This is a genomic window from Acetobacter oryzoeni, from assembly GCF_004014775.2.
GTDB lineage: Bacteria > Pseudomonadota > Alphaproteobacteria > Acetobacterales > Acetobacteraceae > Acetobacter > Acetobacter oryzoeni.
In genome coordinates this window covers 169,828-188,795 of sequence record NZ_CP042808.1, presented here as the reverse complement: position 1 = coordinate 188,795, position 18,968 = coordinate 169,828, and the positions used below count along the sequence as shown (strand labels likewise).

Here is an 18,968-nt window from a genome sequence, read left to right as displayed (position 1 = left end):
GAGAATTATCAAGAAATTTTCGGTATATTTTCGATTATTCCATTCTCTGGGGAAGAATCTTTCAAACCAATTCCTGTTTCTTTCAAACGCATGGCTTTCTGCATCAACCAGGTAAGTTTATCGGCCGCAGCAGACGTTGAAAGACCATATGAATGAATATTTGACAGACAGTTTCTGGAAGAATCTGGACAGCCCACATAAGGTGCGTATGTCAGATACACTCCCATACTGTCAGCTACACTTAGACCGGGGCGCTCCCCAATCATCATGACAACAATTTTTGCACCCATTTTCTGGGCAATTTCATCACCCAGAGCTACCCGGCTTTGCGTTGCCACAACCAAAGGTGCAATACGCCACCCAACCAACCGCTTGCACATAACCCTATACAGCGGCAGGGCTTCCTTTTGCGTTGCAATAGAAGATAGTCCATCTGCAGCAACAAACACCACATCCCATTGCCCATGAGGCAAAGCCTCAAGTGATGCAGCATTCAGCCTGCGCCCCAGATCTGGACGGCGCAAATACGTTTGCCTATCTTGCGCTTGGCTAGAAACGCAAATCACAGGCACATCTTCCATTTCTGCCTGTAAATGCGCAACATCCAAAGGAATATGCACAGCATCCCGTGCTTTGGAATGAGATTCCTGAAACGCCAAAACATCTTTTGTGCATTGTGCATTTCCAGAACGATTCAAACCAATTCTGGCCCGCGTGAACTGCCGCAAATCCTGCCAGTCATCACGCTTTTCCAATGGTGCTGAACCTGTAGAAAGCAGCTTTTTATCTGTCATGCTGCACCTACCAACTGCCCTAGTCGGGTTTGCCCCGGTGCAATTTCTTTCATGCGGTTGTACTTGCTATCGTACAGCTCCATTTTTTCCAACCATGCAGCAAATTCTGGAGCAGGTTTTAAACCCAACAAATTGCGCAGTGTCAGAATGTCATGGAACGAAAGACTTTGATAATTCAGCATCACATCATCAGCACCTGGCACACCTATCAGAAAGGTAATGCCCGCTGTGCCAAGAAGCACCATCAAATTATCCATATCATCCTGATCGGCTTCAGCATGGTTGGTGTAACAGGCATCACACCCCATTGGCACACCTAACAGCTTGGCACAGAAATGATCTTCCAAACCGGCACGGATAATCTGCTTTCCATCATACAAATATTCAGGGCCGATAAATCCAACAACTGTGTTTACCAGTAAGGGATTATACGAACGGGCCACTGCATAGGCGCGTGCTTCTGCTGTTTGCTGATCCATACCATGATGCGCGTTAGCTGAAAGTGCCGCACCCTGACCTGTTTCAAAATACATGACATTCTGGCCAACCGTGCCACGCTTAAGCCCTACCGCAGCATCTTGCGCTTCTGCCAGAATAGAAAGATTGATACCAAACCCTTCATTTGCCTTTTGTGTACCCGCAATAGATTGAAAAACCAGATCTACCGCCCCGCCCTTATTCATGATTTCCAATGTATTGGTCACATGCGTAAGCACACAGGTCTGGGTAGGAATATCATAACGCTGGCGCGCATGATCCAACATGTCCAATAAGGCCATGCCATTTGCAACACTATCTGTAGCCGGGTTAATGCCAATAACGGCATCCCCCATACCATACAGCAGACCATCCAGTGTGGATGCAGCAATGCCTTTAAGATCATCCGTAGGATGATTAGGTTGCAAGCGGGAAGACAAACACCCTTCCAAACCAATGGTATTTCTAAAACCCGTGATGACACGAATTTTGCTCGCAACACTCATTAAGTCCTGATTACGCATCAGCTTGCTAACCGCCGCAGCCATTTCTGGCGTAATGCCCGGAGCAACAGCCGCCAGTGTTGCGGTATCAGCTTCATGCGAGAGCAGCCAATCCCGAAACTGCCCGACTGTCATATGTGCTAGCGGCGCAAAGGCTGCCTTATCATGCGTATCCATAATAAGGCGCGTCACTTCATCTTCCTCATACGGAACGAGAGCGACATCCAAAAAGGTCTGCAACGGCAGATCAGCCAAGGCATAGCGCGCTGCAATGCGCTGCACATCCGACTGTGCCGCAACACCAGCCAACTGGTCCCCAGATCGCTCGGACGATGCTACTGCCAGCAACGTTTTCAGATCATCGAAGCTGTATGTTTCACCCCCCAGAGTGCAACGATACACCATTGCAGGAACTCCTTAGCTACGCGCGAAAGAGATGTGATTCACTTTCTGCATGCATTCAAATTATATCTATTTCGGAATGATATCATAGAGAAATGATTTGCGACTTGACTGCTCGCTACATATTTTTAACATTTCACCACAAAGAAGGCCGCAGATTACACACCTGCTTCAGACAAAGGATTGCAATGTCTCCCCTGCCCGCCTTTTCTGCCTCTGGCGTTATGGCCGCCGCCGCTTCTGGCGCAGAAGGCTTTATTACAAGCCATGGGGGCGATATTGACCGCATTGCGGGCCGCGCGGGGTTGGCTCCGGGCAAGTTGGCCCTGCCCACAGATATGCTGAGCCTGAACGCATATTGCCGCCTGTTTACGGAAGCAGCAAAAGAAACCCAGCACGGCAATCTGGGCCTATGGTTTGGGCAGCAGTTTCAACCTCAAACATTGGGGCTGATCGGGTTTGTGGCGCTTCTTTCCCCCACGGTAAAAGATGCCATTCATAATCTTGCAACACACTTTATGTATCATCAAAGCTGCACGCACACGCGCCTTGTACGGCAGGGTAACCTATTGCGGCTTGAATACGCCATTACAGATCCAACCATTACAGAACGCCGGCAAGATGCAGAACTCACACTCGGCATGTTCTGCAATGTGCTGCGCTATGCTTTAGGGCCTGCGTGGCACCCAGAAGAAGTGCATTTTGCACATACGCAACCCGAACAGGCACACGAACACCGAAATGCCTTTCAGGCAAATGTTCATTTTGGCCGCCCCACCAATGCACTTATTTTCCGCGATATTGGTTTGGAACGCGCAATGCCGGATGCACAACCGCATACGCTGGAAATTGTAAAAGCATCTCTTATCTCACTCGCCCGCAACGGGCACAGCACACCTCATCCGTACGTATCTTTTAAAGAGCAGGTTTTGTTAGCACTTGAAGAAATTTTACCAGAAGGTGGGCACCTTACCTTATTAGCTGCACGCATGAACATGCCGGCCTGGACTTTGCAAAGACGCCTTGCAGATCATGGAATATCTTATTCTGATCTCGTGGAAACCACACGCTATAAACACGCCTGTGGTTTACTGGAAAAGCCAGAATATGACATCAGCCAGATTTCCAGATTATTAGGATATTCAGAAACCAGTGCATTTAGTAGAGCTTTTCGCAAATGGAGTGGTGTTTCTCCACGCACATGGCGCCAGCAATACATGCCAGCGCCATCCAGCATCTAAGATCAAAAATCCTACGTCTCAGATATTATCTATAAAGGCTGTCAAAAATTCCACCATTTGAGAAATGGTCTTTTTGCAGCTTTGTCCATCCACCAAGGCTTGCAACATCAAAGGTTTCTACCTTAGGAAACACCTGCCCATATTCCGCCAATACTGCTGGATCTACGGGGCGAAAATAATGTTTGGCGCCAATTTTTTGGCCTTCTGGGCTAAACAAAAACTCAAGATACGCTTTGGCAACAGCTTCTGTGCCATGTGCCTTCACATTTTTGTCCACCAAAGAAACAGGTGGTTCTGCCAAAATGGTTTGTGAAGGTACAACAATATCAAACTGGTCTGGCCCGATATCACGTGCAGCCATTAATGCTTCATCTTCCCATGCCAACAAAACATCACCTAGGTGGCGTTGTACAAAACTGTTTGTTGCACCGCGTGCCCCGGTATCCAAAACTGGAACATGCTTAAACAAGTTTTTCAGATAATCTTTGGCTGCATCTTCCGAACCTTTATTCTGGTGCAATGCCCATCCCCATGCCGCCAGGTAATTCCAACGGGCACCCCCAGAGGTTTTGGGGTTAGGTGTAATAACCTGCACACCATCACGCACAAGATCCGGCCAATCCTTGATGTTTTTCGGATTTCCCTTGCGCACAAGAAAAACAATTGTGCTCGTGTATGGTGTAGAATTGTGCGGCAGACGTGTTTGCCAATCCGATGCAATCAAACCTTTCTGTGCGAGCAAATCAATATCATAGGCCAAACCTAATGTGACCACGTCTGCGGGTACACCTTCCAGAACAGAACGTGCCTGTGCACCAGATCCTCCATGCGCTGTTTTGACAGTGACACTGTCTTCTGGATGTGCCTGATGCCAGACATTTGCAAAAGCTTTGTCCACATCAGCATACAACTCACGCGTGGGGTCATAAGAAACATTCAAAAGGTTGAAAGAGGCTGCCTGTGCCTGCCCAGCATGCATACCCAAGAAGGTTCCGCCCCCTAAAGCAGCAGCCCCAACAAGCAGGCGACGACGAGAAAGAGAAAAGGCTTTGTTTTTCATGAGTATCAGACCTTCAAAACAGTTTTTCAGAATGCCGCCTGCACGCGGCCAACAACTGCATTTCCATCGCGCCCAAACAGATTAACGCCACCAGATACACCCTTGGAACGCGTGACAATAAAGTGTGCGTAATCCAACATCACCTTGATATGCCGGTTAGGATACCAGTTAAACCCACCCTGCCAGACTGTTTGCTGGTTGCCGTTAACGCCTTCTCCACCCTGATTTTCCGTGCCGTACAAGTCTGTCACACTCCAGCGCCCACTTACTTCCAGCGCGCCCCAGTGGCCGGTGGCCGGATCAAAGTCATACGTTACACCGGGTGTGGTAAATGCTGCCGTTTTCTCACTATACACTCGGGGAGTTCCCAAAAGTGTATAGTTTGCAGCCACATACCAACCATCAAACCCAAGGGAAGGCAGATGCACAGTTTGGGCCTGATGATCACGCTGTACGCCAATATGGTAGTATTCACCTTTCAGCAAAAAACGCTTCCAGCGTAATGCCAACTGTGGCCCAGCAGCCCAGATTTGCGCAACATCTGTAAGAGCGCCTGATGTTAACAGGCTGGTTTCCCCCAGCGGCACTTCCATATTGTCTGACAATTTCAACTGGCGACCACTACTGTTTTCATTAACCTTGAATACAGAAGTTGCACCGGCACCTACATGCACATCTATGTCTTTTGAAACATAAGGACGACCAGCCGCACGGATAACCGCACCTGTCTGGCTATCAACTATCGTGGTGTCCTTGGAGCGGTCCCCAAACTTTTGGCCTGTAAAATAACCTGAAACAAGCCAACGTTTTTCGTAATGCTCACCACCAACACTAAAGCGTGCCACGCCACCAGCAAGATTACGCACCAGATCCACAATGGTAGGACGTTCCAGAAACTCAAAAGCGCCTGAACGTTCTGCACTTTCCTCTTCCATACGCGGCTGGAAGTACCCAACTGTTAGCGTTGTATTCCGCAACCCTGTGTAATTCAGGTTTGCTTCAAACAAGCCTACTGTTCCATCAACACTGCTGGATCCAAAATCTGGTGTGACGTTCACAACCCAATCTTTATACCGCCATGAAAGATAAAGCCGTAGACGACGTGCGTTCTGTGTTAAAGAATTGAAATTACCTTTGGTTTCCCCATTGCGTGGGGACATACCAAAAAATCCACCCACATCTTCCTGAGCTAGCAAGCCAATAGAAAATGCGTAGGCTTTATCATCTGATGCAATGGTTGGACGTCCTTTAGGAAAACCAACCTGAATGCCACCAATATGGACTGTTTCTTCCTTTGCTGAAGCAGCCTTGAATTCAGCCCATGAAGCCACAGGACCTTCCGGCAAAGCCGGGTGGCCTTCCGCCCCGGTGCGGGGGCCATGATGCACAGGATTTGAAGGTTCTTCTGCAAACACAGGCTGAGGCTCCTCCACCCCAGCAGCCACAAGGTGCGGGTGCGTAGTGCGGGATGCAACCTTGGCATTGTTGTCCTTACTTTGTGCAACATGCTCATATCGTGAAACGCGCATTTGCAGGCGGTGGATTTCACCCTGCATATCACGCCGCATCATGGCCATTTCACGCCGCAAAGCCGCAACTTCAGCTTCTGATGTTTCTGCATGTAATACGCACGGAAAAAACAGACCCGATATGGCTGTTGTCAGCAAAAAACCAGAGCGAACGGAACCAGTCATTAAGCGCCCCCAACAACCACTTTGGTTGTTTTTAACCCACATGGGAAATACTTGTTGTTTTACTTGAATACGATTTTACGTATATTATTTCGAACCGAGAACTATTTAGCTTGCAGAAGCCCTTCCTGTCAAAACATAAAACACTGTTTGGAAAGGCTTTTATTTCTGCATACGCCTAATAGATCAGGCAGGTTGCTTTAATACACGAAACACCTGTTTTTAGGTGCGCATTCCACCCCGCCCTTGGCTTCCACGACGGAACACGCATGTAACAGACAAGATTGGATTATCCGTTTGCGTAAATCTGCTGTTATGTAAAGATTTTACGCTTTCATGCGCCGCATAAAAACGACGTGTGGAACGGTCTGCTTCCAAAATAACAGTACCCAAAAAAGTACCATTCACTTCGATAATCTGAGATTCCAGCATTTTAATGCCTCTGGATAAAGAACACACCCAGCCGGCAAACTGATTATCCGGCCAGATCAGGAAAAGAATATAGGCGCATATTCAAACGCCTTTGCAGCACGACATCGAGCCGTGCAGCACATTCGTAAACAAACCGGATACATGCACATCACCCTTTGTGATTCTGCTACGTTGTCACCTGAAAGACATTATGAGCAAACACATAACCACGCAATAATAAACCATCACGAATGGTTATTTTTTTTAACAACAAAAATCTACGCATGTTAATTTTTATTGTTAAATCAATCATCTAACCAAAAACTCCTGTTCGGAAAAATTTTTATATCAGCAGACATCTCCCCTGAGAATCGCAGAAAATTTTTAACACGTCCATTTTTCGTATTTTTTTATTTCCAGCGATAGGATAGGTTTTAATAACATTCAGCGTAAGGAAAGACTCTCAAAACCCAGCATGGTTTGACCCACAGAGTATGCCGCATGGCATATTCCATCTTCAAAACAAATCATACGTATAACGTGCCGCTACGATGGATTTACCTGCTTGCCTATGTTTTTTCTGCGCCGCCATACTCTGCCCGGCTTTCCACTTACCTTTGGCATCACGCTTTTATGGGTAGGATTGCTTGTTATTCTGCCCTTGCTGGCCCTTATCTTACGCCCTTGGCAGGATGGCACGGCTGCCATTTTGCAAACCCTACATGATGCCAGGGTATTTGCGGCCTTTCGGGTTAGCTTTGGTTGTGCGCTGTTGGCGGCTTTGCTTGATCTGCCTTTAGGCATTTTGCTGGCATGGACATTAGTGCGGCTTCGTCCGCCGGGCTACAAAATCATTAATGCGTGCATTGATCTGCCTTTTGCTATCCCCACATCCGTAACAGGTATTACGCTTGCCACTTTGTACGGCCCCAATGGCTGGATGGGAAAGCTGCTGGCCCATGCCGGTTTACAAGTAGCCTTTACGCCAACCGGTATTGTCATTGCCCTCATGTTTGTGGGCCTTCCGTTTCTGGTGCGTACCATCGAACCTGTATTGCAAAACTTTCCATTAGAAGTGGAGGAAGCCGCTTTCCTTCTGGGAGCAACACCTTTTCAGAAATTTTACCGCGTCATTCTGCCCGCCATTCTGCCGGCAACATTAAGCGGTTTTGGGTTGGCCTTTGCACGCTGCATTGGTGAATATGGCTCTGTTATCTTTATTGCAGGCAATCAGCCTTTCCGCAGTGAAATTGCGCCTCTGCTGATTGTTATGCGCCTGCAGGAATTCGATTATTCTGGTGCCACCACTATTGCTGTCATGCTGCTGTTTACCGCCTTGTTCTGCCTTGGTGGTGTAAGCTTCTTGCGCCAGCGCGCCTCACGCGGGCTGATTATGGAAGAAACAAAATGACAACCGCACGTTTTTCCATAAGCCGCTTGATTCTGTGCGGATGCAGTTACGCTATTGTGCTGCTTATGCTTCTGCTGCCACTCGTGCTTATTTTTACAGAAGCGCTGAGGCAAGGAATGCATGCTGCTGTATCTACCTTGCTGGAACCCGATGCTCTGGCCGCCATTTGGTTGACTGCATTTGTGACCGTCATTGTCACCATAACAAACACGCTAGGTGGTATTGCCGCCGCATGGTGCCTGACAAAATATTCTTTTGCAGGCAAACGTTTTCTCATTATGCTCATAGAACTGCCTATCAGCGTATCTCCCGTCATTGCCGGCCTGATATGGCTTTTGCTGTTTGGGCAGGAAGGCTGGTGGGGCAACTGGTTAACCACCCATAATATGCAAATTGCCTTTGCTGTGCCCGGCATCGTGCTGGCCACTCTGTTTGTTACCTTCCCTTACGTCACGCGCACACTTATGCCCTATATGGAACAGCAGGGCCGCGATGCAGAAGAAGCAGCATTTTTGCTGGGTGCAAATTTCTGGCAAACATTGTGGCAAGTTACCCTGCCAGATGCTCGGTGGGCACTCCTCTCTGGCATTCTGCTCACCACTGCCCGCGCCATTGGTGAATTTGGTGCCGTTTCTGTTGTTTCAGGCCATATTCCGGGTGTGACAGAAACGATGCCACTGCATATCGAAACCCTTTACAATGGATACCAAACAGTAGCGGCCTTCAGCATGGCCGCACTTCTTGCCCTATGTGCCATGAGCACAGTTCTGCTTCGCACACTATTTGAGCATTCTTTTAGGAAACAGCCTTCATGAGCGTTAACCTGCACTCTTTTACACAATATGCTCCTGGTTCCTCCCGCAAGATTTTGGACAATATCAATCTGACAGCTGAAGACGGCGCCTTTATTGCGTTGGTTGGCCCTTCTGGTGCAGGCAAAACATCTTTGCTGCGCGCTATTGGTGGCCTCTCTCCGGTCTATGAAGGGCAGTTGCTGATTGATGGTCTCCCCATTGGTCATGCAGATTTACCAAAACGTAAAACTGGCTTTGTATTCCAGAACTATGCACTGTTCAGGCATATGAGTGTAGCGCGCAATATTTCCTTTGGGCTGGATGTTTTACCGCGCAAACAGCGCCCAGATCGCACAGCTATTGCCGCCCGCGTGCAGGATCTGCTGGAACTTATTCAGCTTCCACATTTGGCAGATGCCCGCCCGGATCAGCTTTCGGGCGGGCAGCGGCAACGTGTTGCCTTGGCGCGTGCCCTTGCAACAGAACCCAAGCTGCTTTTGTTGGATGAACCATTTGGAGCGTTGGACCCAATTGTACGCCGTACCATCCGTCGCTGGTTGCGAGAGCTCCATGACAAGTTGGGCCTTACAACCATTCTGGTTACGCACGACCATGAGGAAGCTCTGGATATTGCTGACAGGCTGGTGGTCATGCAGGATGGCCGTATTGTGCAGGATGCTGATGCCAATACGCTCAACACATCTCCGCAAACACCATTTGTTATGCAATTTTTGGGTGAGACACTCGAATTTGCGGGGGAAATACAGAATGGGCAGTTTATCCCGGAAGATACTGATGCCCTGCCGTTTCCGGTAAGTGAAAAGAACGGCAAAACAACCGTATTTATCCGTCCTTGCGATGTGCAATTTATGCGCGGCAAAGGAGCGGCTCATATCCTTTCTCGCAGCCGCAACCCCAACGGGTTGTATCATTATGCCGTGCAGACCACGCAAAAAGCGCTTGATATTACAACACCAATGCCAACAGAAATTTCCGAAGGTGAACAATTTGGGTTGGATATTTCACATGGCAAAATCTTCTCAAATCTTCCGTAGGATAAAGCTCTGCCCATAAGCCGGATTGACAGCACAGATTTTATATGTTGCGTTAAAATAACGGTTGATATGCAAGAACTTAGATAACCTTTTGCATTTCTGTATAAATTGATTCTGTATTTTCAATTTATTGTGAAAATACAGAATTTCTATCTGCACGGAATGTTTGTATGCCCGACAAAACCTCCACTCCGCACACAAAACCAGCACATACGGCAGAAGGTTATCATCGCGCCCTCAATAAACGGCAGATCCAGATGATCTCCATTGGTGGCGCTATTGGCACGGGTTTGTTTTTGGGTGCGGGTGGACGCCTGCAAGCCGTGGGGCCCTCGTTAGCGCTGATCTATCTGGTGTGTGGAATTTTCTGTTTTCTCATGCTGCGCGCTTTGGGTGAGTTGGTCATGTATCGCCCCACCAGTGGCAGCTTCGTTTCCTACACTCTGGAATTTCTCGGCCCCAAGGCATCTTACATTGCTGGCGCCATGTCTTTCTTCAACTGGGCCATGACAGGCATTGTCGATATTACCGCTGTAGCGCTTTACATGCATTTCTGGGGCACTTTTGCGCACATGCCCCAATGGGTATTTGCCATGCTGGCGCTTTTGCTCATAACCGGCATGAACCTAATTGGCGTGAAATGGTTTGGGGAGATGGAGTTCTGGTTTTCCCTCATCAAGATTGTCGCGCTGGTTCTCTTTCTCATTATCGGAAGCGCCATTTTGGGCCTACGCGTGCCCATAGATCACCATGAAACAGGATTGAACCTGATTACACAGCATGGTGGCCTGTTTCCTCATGGCATTTTACCGGCGCTGGCACTCACCCAAGGGGTTATTTTTGCCTATTCAGGCATAGAAATGATCGGCACCGCTGCCGGTGAATGTCAGGACGTGCGCACCGTTCTGCCCACGGCCATCAATAACGTGATGTGGCGCATTGCCATTTTTTATGTTGGCACGGTTACCTTGCTGGTTCTTCTGCTGCCTTGGTCTGCCTATCAGGCAGGCACCAGCCCATTTGTGACATTTTTCTCCCATCTGGGTATATCGGGCGTGGATTCCATTATGAACATTGTAGTGCTTACAGCAGCACTCTCCAGCCTGAACTCTGGCTTATATTCTACAGGCCGTGTTTTACGCGCATTGGCTTTGAATGGCTCTGCCCCGCGCTATCTGACACATATGAGCAAACAGTCCGTTCCTTCTGCTGCCATTCTTACAACCGTTGGCATTTACCTTGTTGGCGTTTTTCTAAACTACTTACTGCCTTCGCAAATCTTTGAAATTGTTCTCAATCTGGCTTCTCTGGGAATTATCAGCACTTGGTGCTTTATTTTGCTCAGCCAGATCAAGCTGCGCCAAGCCATTAATGCAGGCCGCATAGCACCTACCGGGTTTGCCATGCCGGGTGCACCATTTACATCTTGGGCAACCATTTTGTTTTTTTGCAGCATCATTGTGCTCATGGCGTTTGATTACCCAACAGGATCATTCTCTGTGGCCTGTATTCCCATTCTGGCCATCATCTTGTTTGTTGGCTGGAAAACCTTCAGCCACAAGCCCATTCACCTTGTTCCCCCCACACAATCTTCCATCACGCTGACCGATGATCTACTCGGAACATCAGACACCCCAAACAAGCAGGGCTAACCATCGCACCCAACTTAATTCTTATAGTGCAACCTGTCTTGCAGGCTTTCTTCTTGAGATGAAACGGGCATCACCGTAATATATCCGCGACTGAAAGCGTGGTATTTTCCCCGCGAACGATGCAATATTTATAGTAAGGTGGCCGTAAATGGAGTGGACCGAAGAAATTATCGCCCAGCTCAAGGCATTATGGGCGGAAGGTCTTTCAACGGCAGAAATTGGTAGGCGTCTTTCCATCACCAAAAATGCGGTTGTCGGAAAGGCGCATCGTTTGGGATTGCCTGCGCGGCCATCCCCCATTCGGCGTAATGCCAAGCCCAAAACAGCAGAAAAAGCCGAAGCTCCTGCAGCTACCTCTTCTGCTGCGGCACAAACGGCAACCCCTGTACAACCTGCCAAACAGGCCGAAGCAGCGCCCGTGGGTGAAACAGAAAAACACCAACCTACGCCATCTGCTCCTGCACGTTCTACGCCACCGGAAGCCGCGCCTGCTCCTGCTGTGGAAGAAAAAGTCGCAAAAAAAGAAAAACCCGCGGCTTCAAGCAAAAGCAAGCCCAAGGCACCTTTGCGCAGCATTTCTGATCCGGAACCACAAAAACGCCGCGGCCCATCTTGCTGCTGGCCGATCGGTGACCCTGGCACGCCGGGCTTCCACTTTTGTGGTGCTACCCCGATACCGGGCAAACCATATTGTGAGGAACATGCGCAGATTGCCTATGTAAGGCTGCGCGACAGGCGCGATAACGTCGCCTAAATTATATCTTCTAAAATAATATAAACCCCATCCCCTGAGGGCCTTATAAAGTAGGCCTTCAGGGGCAAGTCAGGGGCGTTATACTCAGCCTTCGGCTGCCGCTGGCTTTTCTGGCGCCGGCGCTGCTGAAGAAGGCTTGGAAGCAGAATCACCGCTCAGCATTTCCAGCTGACCTGTAATCTGGCCACCATCTTCAACCTTCAGGCGATGACAGGCTGCCTTGCCAAGCAAACGGCCACTGCCCTGCAGTGTCAGGCTACCACGCGCCGTTAGCGTACCATCAACGGTACCAGCAATTTCTGCATTTTCCACTTCCACACCACCACGGAACAGGCCACCGGGCTTAACCACCAGTTCCTTGGCTGTAATCATGCTGGATTCAACAGTGCCTTCAACCACAAGACGTTCTGCGTCCTGCACGGTTCCCTGCACGCTAATGCCACGCCCCACCACCAAAGTGCGTTGTTCCGGCTCATCCTTTTTAGGTTGCTGAGGTTGCTGCGGCATACCGCGCGCTGCAGCCGCACCAGGAAACGGCGGCATACCTGCACCGGAAGGAAGAGGGGAACCGGAAGGAAGAGGCGCACGACCCATGGATGAGGTCTCCTTTACTGTATCTGTGTCAGGGCGGGGCGCAGGTTTTGCTGGCGTTCCCGCTGGATTAGAAGAAAAAATGGAACCAAACCCGCCAGCGGAACGCTGTGCGCCCGCCTGACTGGCAGAACCAGGCTGCTCAGATGGCCGATTATCTTCGGGCTTACGTCTTTTAAACAAGAAAATCCCCCGCCTTGCTGGCTGTTCACTCTTGGACAGGCCCCACTACTCAGGCACCCGTCCGCATCAAACCGTCTCGCCATGTGCTCATTTTCTTATACAGCCAGGCGGTTCTGCGGCAAGCATTCCATAAGCCCTAGTGTTGCCCTTTTTATGGCAGCACTGTAGCGAAACAGCTGGTATGTGAAATTTTTCAGGAAAATCTGCCGCTATCATGACTGTTTCAGATGTAAAATATGACATCCTCGGCATTGGTAATGCCATTACGGATATTCTTGCCCGTGTAGAACCTGCCTTTCTGCAAAAACAAGGCCTGACCCCAGGTAGCATGACGCTGATTGATGCAGACCAGGCCGACACATTGCAGGCCCTTTTGGCCCCAGAACAGATTATGGGCGGTGGTTCTGTGGCAAATAGCTGCGTTGTGGCTGCTCAGTTTGGCGCACGCGTTGCTTATCTGGGTAAAGTTGCGCGAGATGATGCGGGCAAACAGTTTACCGAAGATATGCGCGGCAATGGTATTACTTTCCCATCTGCGCCGTTGAACACACAGGTTTTTGATAACCTGCCAACAGCACGTTGCATTGTTATGGTAACACCAGACGGGCAACGCACAATGGCAACCTATCTGGGCGCGTGCACCTGCTTTACGCCAGAAGACGTGCTGCCAGACATGATTGCAGACTCCAGCATTGTGTATCTGGAAGGCTATCTGTTTGACCCACCGCATGCGCAGGAAGCCTTCCGCCGTGCAGCTGCGCTGGCACATGCGGCTGGGCGCAAAGTGGCTCTTTCCCTTTCAGACCCATTCTGCGTTGGCCGCCACCGTCAGGCCTTTTTGGATCTGGTGAAAGGCCATGTAGACATCCTTTTTGCAAATGAGGATGAAATCTGCGCTCTGTACGAAACAGAAAACTTTGATGTTGCCGCGCGCCATACCGCGCAGGACACCACCTTTGCTGCGCTTACACGTTCTAGCTTGGGCAGTGTTGTGCTGCACGATGGACAAATGACCAAGGTTGCCCCTGTGCCCACTCAGGTTGTGGATACAACAGGCGCTGGAGATGCCTATGCCGCTGGCTTTATGGCGGGCCTGACATCTGGCCGAACATTACCAGAATGTGGCCGCCTAGCTTCAGTCGCGGCATCTGAAATTATCTCACATTACGGCGCACGCCCACTTTCTAACCTGTGGGAAGAAATGGGCTTCTAAGCCTGATAGCTTTGTGTCTTCCGTTTTTATTTAAACGGAAGACACATCCGTATTTTGTGGAATAGCCACAACGCGACCAGACTTTACGCAGAGGGCAATTTTTCCCTCACACAAAGCCTGAGCTGTTTCACCAAACACCTTGCGCCGCCACCCCGCCAGCACAGCATGAGGCTGAGAAGGATCAAGCGCCAAAGCATCCAGATCATCTGCAGATGCCACCAAGCGCGGAGCGACATCGTGCTTTTCACAGCAAGATGTTAAAAGCACCTTCAACAATGCCACCAACGATGCTGACGGCCTTGGTGTATCTTTGCTCTTGCTGCGTGGAGAACGCGGAAGTTCCGAGTCTGGCAAAGCCTGTGCCTGCTTGATAGCCTGCAACAAAGCTTGGCCCGTACGCCCTTCTGCCAACCCACGAGAAACACCGCGAACACGCGTTAAAGCTTCAGTTGTTGCTGGCGTCGTTGCTGCAATTTCCAGCAGGCTTTCGTCTTTCACCAGTCGTTGACGCGGAACATTCACGCGCTGGGCTTCACGCTCACGCAAGGCAGCAATGGCACGCAACACTGCCAGCATACGCCGGTTATTGGTGCGTGCACGTAAACGCTCCCACTGTTTTTCCGGGTCTGGGCGAAATGTGGCAGGGTCTTCTAGCTCGGCCATTTCAGCCGCAACCCAATCCAAACGCTTTTCCTGCTCCAGTTTTTTAACAAGCCGCTCATAAACCAGCCGCAACCACGTTACATCGCCCGCAGCATATGTCAGCTGGGCCGGGGACAATGGCCGCACAGACCAATCTGTAAAGCGGTGGCTTTTATCAATCATATGTCCGGTTAAGGAACCAACCAGACTGTCATACCCAACCTGATCTCCAAACCCAGCAACCATCGCGGCAACTTGCGTATCAAAAAGCGGAGTCGGCAAGGCATCAAACAGGTGCAGAAAAATTTCCAGATCTTGCCGGGCTGCGTGAAACACCTTCAGCACTGCCGTATCTGCAAAGAGATTTTTCAGCGGGGTCAGATCAATACCTTCAGCCAGCGCATCTATCAGCACGACATCATGAACCGCACCAATCTGAACCAGACAGAGTTCGGGCCAGTATGTTTGCTCCCGCATAAACTCCGTATCAACCGTTACGAAGCTTTCATTATGAAAGGGTGCAAGAGCCGCCTCTAACTCCTGAGTAGAGGAAATAAGGCGCGCGGGAGGGAATGCAGGGGTTGCTGATCTGGCCATGTTTTTCTTCATACATCCAGACTGTTAGAAAAAGAAGTGACCAAACGTTACACGTGAAACTTGACGAAAAAGCCAAGGCACGGAACATCTGCAAAAAACCACATGTGCAGGAAAACAAAATGACCCCAGCCGATGATGGCCGCGACCAGTTAACCCAACTAGGAAAGCAGGTTGCTGCCCCGCAAAGCCCAGAAGAAGCCATTCTGGAACGTGTGCCCGCCCCTTACCCAGATAAACACTATCTTGTACGCTTCACCGCACCAGAGTTTACATCGCTTTGCCCCATTACCGGCCAGCCGGACTTTGCACACATTGTTATTGATTATGTGCCGGATAAATGGATTGTAGAAAGCAAATCACTGAAGTTGTACCTCACCAGCTTCCGTAACCATGGCGCTTTTCATGAAGCTTGCTCAATCCAGATTGCGAATACCCTTGTTGAAAGGCTAGCGCCACGCTGGCTGAGAATTGGTGCTTACTGGTACCCCCGCGGCGGTATTCCGATTGATGTATTCTGGCAAACGGGTGAACCACCTGCTGGTGTATGGGTGCCTGCACAAGATGTGCCCACCTATCGTGGTCGCGGCTAATTAGGCATAAAAAAAAGCCACCATATTAGGTGGCTTTTTTTAGAACATTCTCAACAACCTCAGCTGGCGGGAGAGCCTGCCTCGATTTCAGCACGCACAGCCTGAATCTGATCCTGCAGCACACTCAAACGGGTTGTATCCGTTTTATCTGCCTGATCCCAAGCTTCAGACAACGCTTCCAGCTGAGCTGTTGCATTATCAATAGAAATTTCGCTTACCGGCACAGCCTTGTCAGCCAATACGGTGCAGCGTGTGGGGGTAATGTCTGCAAAGCCACCGCCAACAAAGTAACGATCGTTCACTGTATCCCCGTCATACAGGGCAACAACACCACCACGCAGAAGAAGCATCATGGGTGCCCGTTCTGGCATGGCGGCAATATCACCTTCCATACCAGGCAGAACAGCCATATCTACTTCACGCGACACCAGAACCTTTTCAGGACTGATTATCTCAATCTGGATCGGCATGAATGCGCTCCTTCCCGGAGTCGGTTATTAAACCGACTCTCTCATTTTTTCTGCTTTGGCAACAACGTCTTCGATAGAACCTACCATGTAGAAGGCAGCTTCTGGCAGATCGTCATATTCACCAGCGCAGATGGCTTTAAAGGAACGCACGGTATCGGCAACAGAAACCAGCTTACCCGGTGCACCCGTAAACACTTCTGCCACATGGAACGGCTGAGACAGGAAGCGCTGGATACGACGAGCACGTGCCACAATCAGCTTATCGTCTTCAGACAGTTCATCCATACCCAGAATGGCAATGATATCCTGCAGAGATTTGTAGGTCTGCAGAATACGCTGCACTTCACAGGCCACATCATAATGTTCCTGACCAACAATCTGCGGGTCCAGAGCACGAGATGTGGAATCCAGCGGATCCACGGCAGGATAAATACCCATTTCTGCAATTGAACGGTTAAGAACCGTAGTTGCATCCAAGTGGGCAAAAGTTGCGGCAGGTGCAGGGTCAGTCAAGTCATCGGCGGGCACGTACACGGCCTGCACAGATGTAATGGAGCCCTTTTTGGTGGATGTAATACGTTCCTGCAGGGCACCCATTTCCGTAGCCAGCGTAGGCTGATAACCCACGGCGGAAGGAATACGACCCAGCAGAGCGGACACTTCCGAACCAGCCTGCGTAAAGCGGAAAATGTTATCAACGAAGAACAGAACGTCCTGATTTTCTTCGTCACGGAAGTATTCAGCCAGCGTCAGACCCGTCAGAGCAACGCGCGCACGTGCACCCGGCGGTTCGTTCATCTGCCCGAACACAAGCGCCACTTTGGAGCCTTCGGTAGAACCGTTTTCACCCAGTTTGATAACGCCAGCGTCCTGCATTTCGTAATACAGGTCGTTCCCTTCACGGGTACGTTCACCAACACCAGCAAACACAGACACACCACCGTGCGCCTTTGCAATGTTGTTGATCAGTTCCTGAATAATAACGGTTTTGCCCACACCGGCACCACCAAACAGGCCGATCTTACCACCTTTAAGGTAGGGGCAAAGCAAATCAACAACCTTAATGCCGGTCATCAGAATTTCTGATGCGGCGGCCTGATCTTCAAAAGCAGGTGCCTGACGGTGAATAGGAGCGCGACGTGAGGTCGGGATCGGACCTTTTTCGTCAATCGGCTCGCCAATAACGTTCAGGATACGGCCGAGTGTTTCCGGGCCAACCGGCACAGAAATCTGTGCGCCTGTATCAGCCACTTCTGCACCACGGACCAAACCGTCTGTGCTGTCCATGGCAATGCAGCGCACTTCGTGCTCACCAATTTCCTGCGCAACTTCCAGCACCAGTGTCTGATCACCCAGCTTGACGTGCAAGGCATTCAGAATTTTAGGCAGTTCACCTTCGAACTGCACGTCAACAACCGGGCCCTTAATCTCGGTAATGCGGCCAACTGCATTGGTCTTCGTGGCCGCAGGGGCCTGGGTCTGGGTTGTGGTATCCGACATGGGTCAGCTCCTGCGGGGCAAACGAGCGGGCTCAGACAGCCTGTGCGCCCGAAATGATTTCGATCAGTTCGTTAGTAATGTTTGTCTGGCGAGTTCTGTTATAAACCTTGCTCAGACTATCAATGGAACGCCCAGCATTACGCGTTGCGTTATCCATTGCCGTCATACGGGCACCGTTTTCGCCCGCTGCGGTTTCAAGCAGCGAAGCATAAATCTGAACTTGCAGATTACGCGGCAGCAGCATTTCCAGCAGCGTTGCTTCATCTGGTTCAAATTCATACAGAGCCACATCATTAGATGCCGCAGCAGGTTTTTCTTCTGCCTCATCCATAACCATGGGCACCAGCTGCTGACATGTCGGCACCTGTGTCATCGCGTTTTTAAACTTGTTGAACACAAGGGAGCAGACATCAATCTCTCCTGCTTCCAGCAGGGTGTTGATTTTTTCACCCAGATTGCTGGCAGCAGAAAAAGGTACTTCCTTACCGCTAACGCCGATAACCTTATCAATGATAAGATCAGCATAATCACGAGAAAAGAAGTTGAATGCACGGCGGCCAACAGGCAGCAACTTGACCGTTTTACCTTCAGACTGAAGGCGACGGATTGTCTGCACTGTCAAGCGATGCACATTGGAGTTAAAACCGCCACAAAGCCCGCGGTCACTGTTCAACGGCACCAACAGATGCACCTTATCCTGACCTGTGCCTGCCAAAAGGCGCGGACCACCGTCCTCACCTTTTGTAGCAGCAGCAAGCTCACCTAGCATACGACGCATGGCCGCTGCGTAGGGACGTGCGGCTTCCGCACTGGCCTGAGCCCGCCGCAGCTTGGCAGCCGCCACCATTTTCATGGCGCTCGTGATCTTCCGTGTCGATTTGATACTTCCGATACGCGCGCGGAGTTCCTTCAGGGAAGCCATTGGACGATTCTACCC

At 50.1% G+C, this 18,968-nt stretch carries 18 protein-coding genes; 8 read left to right on the top strand and 10 right to left on the bottom strand.

Going from position 1 to position 18,968, the window contains the following annotated elements:
- Nucleotides 1-8: 8 nt before the first annotated feature.
- Nucleotides 9-794, bottom strand: coding sequence for an ethanolamine ammonia-lyase subunit EutC (gene eutC / locus EOV40_RS00910; RefSeq protein ID WP_128104777.1), 786 nt, complete (start codon nt 792-794; stop codon nt 9-11).
- Complete coding sequence (locus EOV40_RS00905; protein WP_128104776.1) at nt 791-2,179, bottom strand: ethanolamine ammonia-lyase subunit EutB; 1,389 nt, start codon at nt 2,177-2,179, stop codon at nt 791-793. Before EOV40_RS00905 ends, eutC begins: the two co-directional genes overlap by 4 nt.
- 92 nt (nt 2,180-2,271) lie before the next feature.
- On the opposite strand from EOV40_RS00905, the gene qhpR reads away from it, so the two are divergent.
- Nucleotides 2,272-3,417, top strand: coding sequence for an AraC-like transcriptional regulator QhpR (qhpR, locus tag EOV40_RS00900; protein ID WP_208729228.1), 1,146 nt, complete (start codon nt 2,272-2,274; stop codon nt 3,415-3,417).
- A 25-nt stretch (nt 3,418-3,442) separates the two neighbouring features.
- On the opposite strand, the gene EOV40_RS00895 is transcribed toward qhpR, so the two are convergent.
- The 3 genes from EOV40_RS00895 to EOV40_RS15180 form a co-directional block, all read right to left on the bottom strand.
- Nucleotides 3,443-4,477 (bottom strand): sulfate ABC transporter substrate-binding protein, encoded by a 1,035-nt coding sequence (locus tag EOV40_RS00895; RefSeq protein WP_128104774.1) that lies wholly within the window; start codon nt 4,475-4,477, stop codon nt 3,443-3,445.
- 26 nt (nt 4,478-4,503) lie between these two features.
- A complete protein-coding gene (locus EOV40_RS00890) occupies nt 4,504-6,171 on the bottom strand; it encodes an OprO/OprP family phosphate-selective porin (RefSeq protein WP_128104773.1) in 1,668 nt (555 codons plus the stop codon).
- A 219-nt stretch (nt 6,172-6,390) separates the two neighbouring features.
- On the bottom strand, nt 6,391-6,600 hold the full coding sequence (locus tag EOV40_RS15180; RefSeq protein WP_128104772.1) for a hypothetical protein: 210 nt from the start codon (nt 6,598-6,600) through the stop codon (nt 6,391-6,393).
- 550 nt (nt 6,601-7,150) lie between these two features.
- Here EOV40_RS15180 and cysT point away from each other — a divergent pair.
- The 5 genes from cysT (at nt 7,151) to EOV40_RS00860 (ending at nt 12,245) form a co-directional block, all read left to right on the top strand.
- Complete coding sequence (gene cysT / locus EOV40_RS00880) at nt 7,151-7,990, top strand: sulfate ABC transporter permease subunit CysT (RefSeq protein WP_128106168.1); 840 nt, start codon at nt 7,151-7,153, stop codon at nt 7,988-7,990.
- The gene (locus tag EOV40_RS00875; protein ID WP_128104771.1) at nt 7,987-8,805 is read left to right on the top strand and encodes a sulfate ABC transporter permease; all 819 of its coding nucleotides are present in this window, start codon (nt 7,987-7,989) and stop codon (nt 8,803-8,805) included. The genes cysT and EOV40_RS00875 overlap by 4 nt, the downstream gene beginning before the upstream one ends.
- A complete protein-coding gene (locus EOV40_RS00870; RefSeq protein ID WP_128104770.1) occupies nt 8,802-9,839 on the top strand; it encodes a sulfate/molybdate ABC transporter ATP-binding protein in 1,038 nt (345 codons plus the stop codon). Before EOV40_RS00875 ends, EOV40_RS00870 begins: the two co-directional genes overlap by 4 nt.
- A gap of 170 nt (nt 9,840-10,009) precedes the next feature.
- On the top strand, nt 10,010-11,491 hold the full coding sequence (locus EOV40_RS00865) for an amino acid permease (RefSeq protein ID WP_087651680.1): 1,482 nt from the start codon (nt 10,010-10,012) through the stop codon (nt 11,489-11,491).
- A 148-nt stretch (nt 11,492-11,639) separates the two neighbouring features.
- Nucleotides 11,640-12,245 (top strand): GcrA family cell cycle regulator, encoded by a 606-nt coding sequence (locus EOV40_RS00860; protein WP_128104769.1) that lies wholly within the window; start codon nt 11,640-11,642, stop codon nt 12,243-12,245.
- 84 nt (nt 12,246-12,329) lie between these two features.
- On the opposite strand, the gene EOV40_RS14930 is transcribed toward EOV40_RS00860, so the two are convergent.
- Nucleotides 12,330-13,019 (bottom strand): bactofilin family protein, encoded by a 690-nt coding sequence (locus tag EOV40_RS14930; RefSeq protein WP_208729226.1) that lies wholly within the window; start codon nt 13,017-13,019, stop codon nt 12,330-12,332.
- A gap of 214 nt (nt 13,020-13,233) precedes the next feature.
- On the opposite strand from EOV40_RS14930, the gene EOV40_RS00850 reads away from it, so the two are divergent.
- A complete protein-coding gene (locus EOV40_RS00850) occupies nt 13,234-14,232 on the top strand; it encodes an adenosine kinase (protein WP_128104767.1) in 999 nt (332 codons plus the stop codon).
- A gap of 30 nt (nt 14,233-14,262) precedes the next feature.
- On the opposite strand, the gene rnd is transcribed toward EOV40_RS00850, so the two are convergent.
- Complete coding sequence (rnd, locus tag EOV40_RS00845) at nt 14,263-15,471, bottom strand: ribonuclease D (protein ID WP_128104766.1); 1,209 nt, start codon at nt 15,469-15,471, stop codon at nt 14,263-14,265.
- Nucleotides 15,472-15,590: 119 nt separating this feature from the next.
- Here rnd and queF point away from each other — a divergent pair, with 119 nt between their 5' ends.
- Complete coding sequence (gene queF / locus EOV40_RS00840; RefSeq protein ID WP_035362188.1) at nt 15,591-16,061, top strand: preQ(1) synthase; 471 nt, start codon at nt 15,591-15,593, stop codon at nt 16,059-16,061.
- Nucleotides 16,062-16,120: 59 nt separating this feature from the next.
- Here queF and atpC read toward each other — a convergent pair whose 3' ends face one another.
- Genes atpC through EOV40_RS00825 form a run of 3 tightly spaced genes read right to left on the bottom strand, consistent with a single transcriptional unit; the run spans nt 16,121 to nt 18,953 of the window.
- Nucleotides 16,121-16,531, bottom strand: a complete 411-nt coding sequence (atpC, locus tag EOV40_RS00835; RefSeq protein ID WP_128104765.1) for an ATP synthase F1 subunit epsilon — start codon at nt 16,529-16,531, stop codon at nt 16,121-16,123.
- A 27-nt stretch (nt 16,532-16,558) separates the two neighbouring features.
- A complete protein-coding gene (gene atpD, locus EOV40_RS00830; protein ID WP_050819015.1) occupies nt 16,559-18,031 on the bottom strand; it encodes a F0F1 ATP synthase subunit beta in 1,473 nt (490 codons plus the stop codon).
- A gap of 31 nt (nt 18,032-18,062) precedes the next feature.
- Nucleotides 18,063-18,953 (bottom strand): F0F1 ATP synthase subunit gamma, encoded by an 891-nt coding sequence (locus EOV40_RS00825; RefSeq protein WP_128104764.1) that lies wholly within the window; start codon nt 18,951-18,953, stop codon nt 18,063-18,065.
- Between the last annotated feature and the right edge of the window lie 15 nt (nt 18,954-18,968).

What these genes read in the sequence shown, in the direction of transcription:
- eutC (WP_128104777.1), bottom strand. Translation starts at nt 794, where the DNA reads ATGACAGATAAAAAGCTGCTTTCTACAGGTTCAGCACCATTGGAAAAG.
- EOV40_RS00905 (WP_128104776.1), bottom strand. Translation starts at nt 2,179, where the DNA reads ATGGTGTATCGTTGCACTCTGGGGGGTGAAACATACAGCTTCGATGAT.
- qhpR (WP_208729228.1), top strand. Translation starts at nt 2,272, where the DNA reads ATGATTTGCGACTTGACTGCTCGCTACATATTTTTAACATTTCACCAC.
- EOV40_RS00895 (WP_128104774.1), bottom strand. Translation starts at nt 4,477, where the DNA reads ATGAAAAACAAAGCCTTTTCTCTTTCTCGTCGTCGCCTGCTTGTTGGG.
- EOV40_RS00890 (WP_128104773.1), bottom strand. Translation starts at nt 6,171, where the DNA reads ATGACTGGTTCCGTTCGCTCTGGTTTTTTGCTGACAACAGCCATATCG.
- EOV40_RS15180 (WP_128104772.1), bottom strand. Translation starts at nt 6,600, where the DNA reads ATGCTGGAATCTCAGATTATCGAAGTGAATGGTACTTTTTTGGGTACT.
- cysT (WP_128106168.1), top strand. Translation starts at nt 7,151, where the DNA reads ATGTTTTTTCTGCGCCGCCATACTCTGCCCGGCTTTCCACTTACCTTT.
- EOV40_RS00875 (WP_128104771.1), top strand. Translation starts at nt 7,987, where the DNA reads ATGACAACCGCACGTTTTTCCATAAGCCGCTTGATTCTGTGCGGATGC.
- EOV40_RS00870 (WP_128104770.1), top strand. Translation starts at nt 8,802, where the DNA reads ATGAGCGTTAACCTGCACTCTTTTACACAATATGCTCCTGGTTCCTCC.
- EOV40_RS00865 (WP_087651680.1), top strand. Translation starts at nt 10,010, where the DNA reads ATGCCCGACAAAACCTCCACTCCGCACACAAAACCAGCACATACGGCA.
- EOV40_RS00860 (WP_128104769.1), top strand. Translation starts at nt 11,640, where the DNA reads ATGGAGTGGACCGAAGAAATTATCGCCCAGCTCAAGGCATTATGGGCG.
- EOV40_RS00850 (WP_128104767.1), top strand. Translation starts at nt 13,234, where the DNA reads ATGACTGTTTCAGATGTAAAATATGACATCCTCGGCATTGGTAATGCC.
- rnd (WP_128104766.1), bottom strand. Translation starts at nt 15,471, where the DNA reads ATGGCCAGATCAGCAACCCCTGCATTCCCTCCCGCGCGCCTTATTTCC.
- queF (WP_035362188.1), top strand. Translation starts at nt 15,591, where the DNA reads ATGACCCCAGCCGATGATGGCCGCGACCAGTTAACCCAACTAGGAAAG.
- atpC (WP_128104765.1), bottom strand. Translation starts at nt 16,531, where the DNA reads ATGCCGATCCAGATTGAGATAATCAGTCCTGAAAAGGTTCTGGTGTCG.
- atpD (WP_050819015.1), bottom strand. Translation starts at nt 18,031, where the DNA reads ATGTCGGATACCACAACCCAGACCCAGGCCCCTGCGGCCACGAAGACC.
- EOV40_RS00825 (WP_128104764.1), bottom strand. Translation starts at nt 18,953, where the DNA reads ATGGCTTCCCTGAAGGAACTCCGCGCGCGTATCGGAAGTATCAAATCG.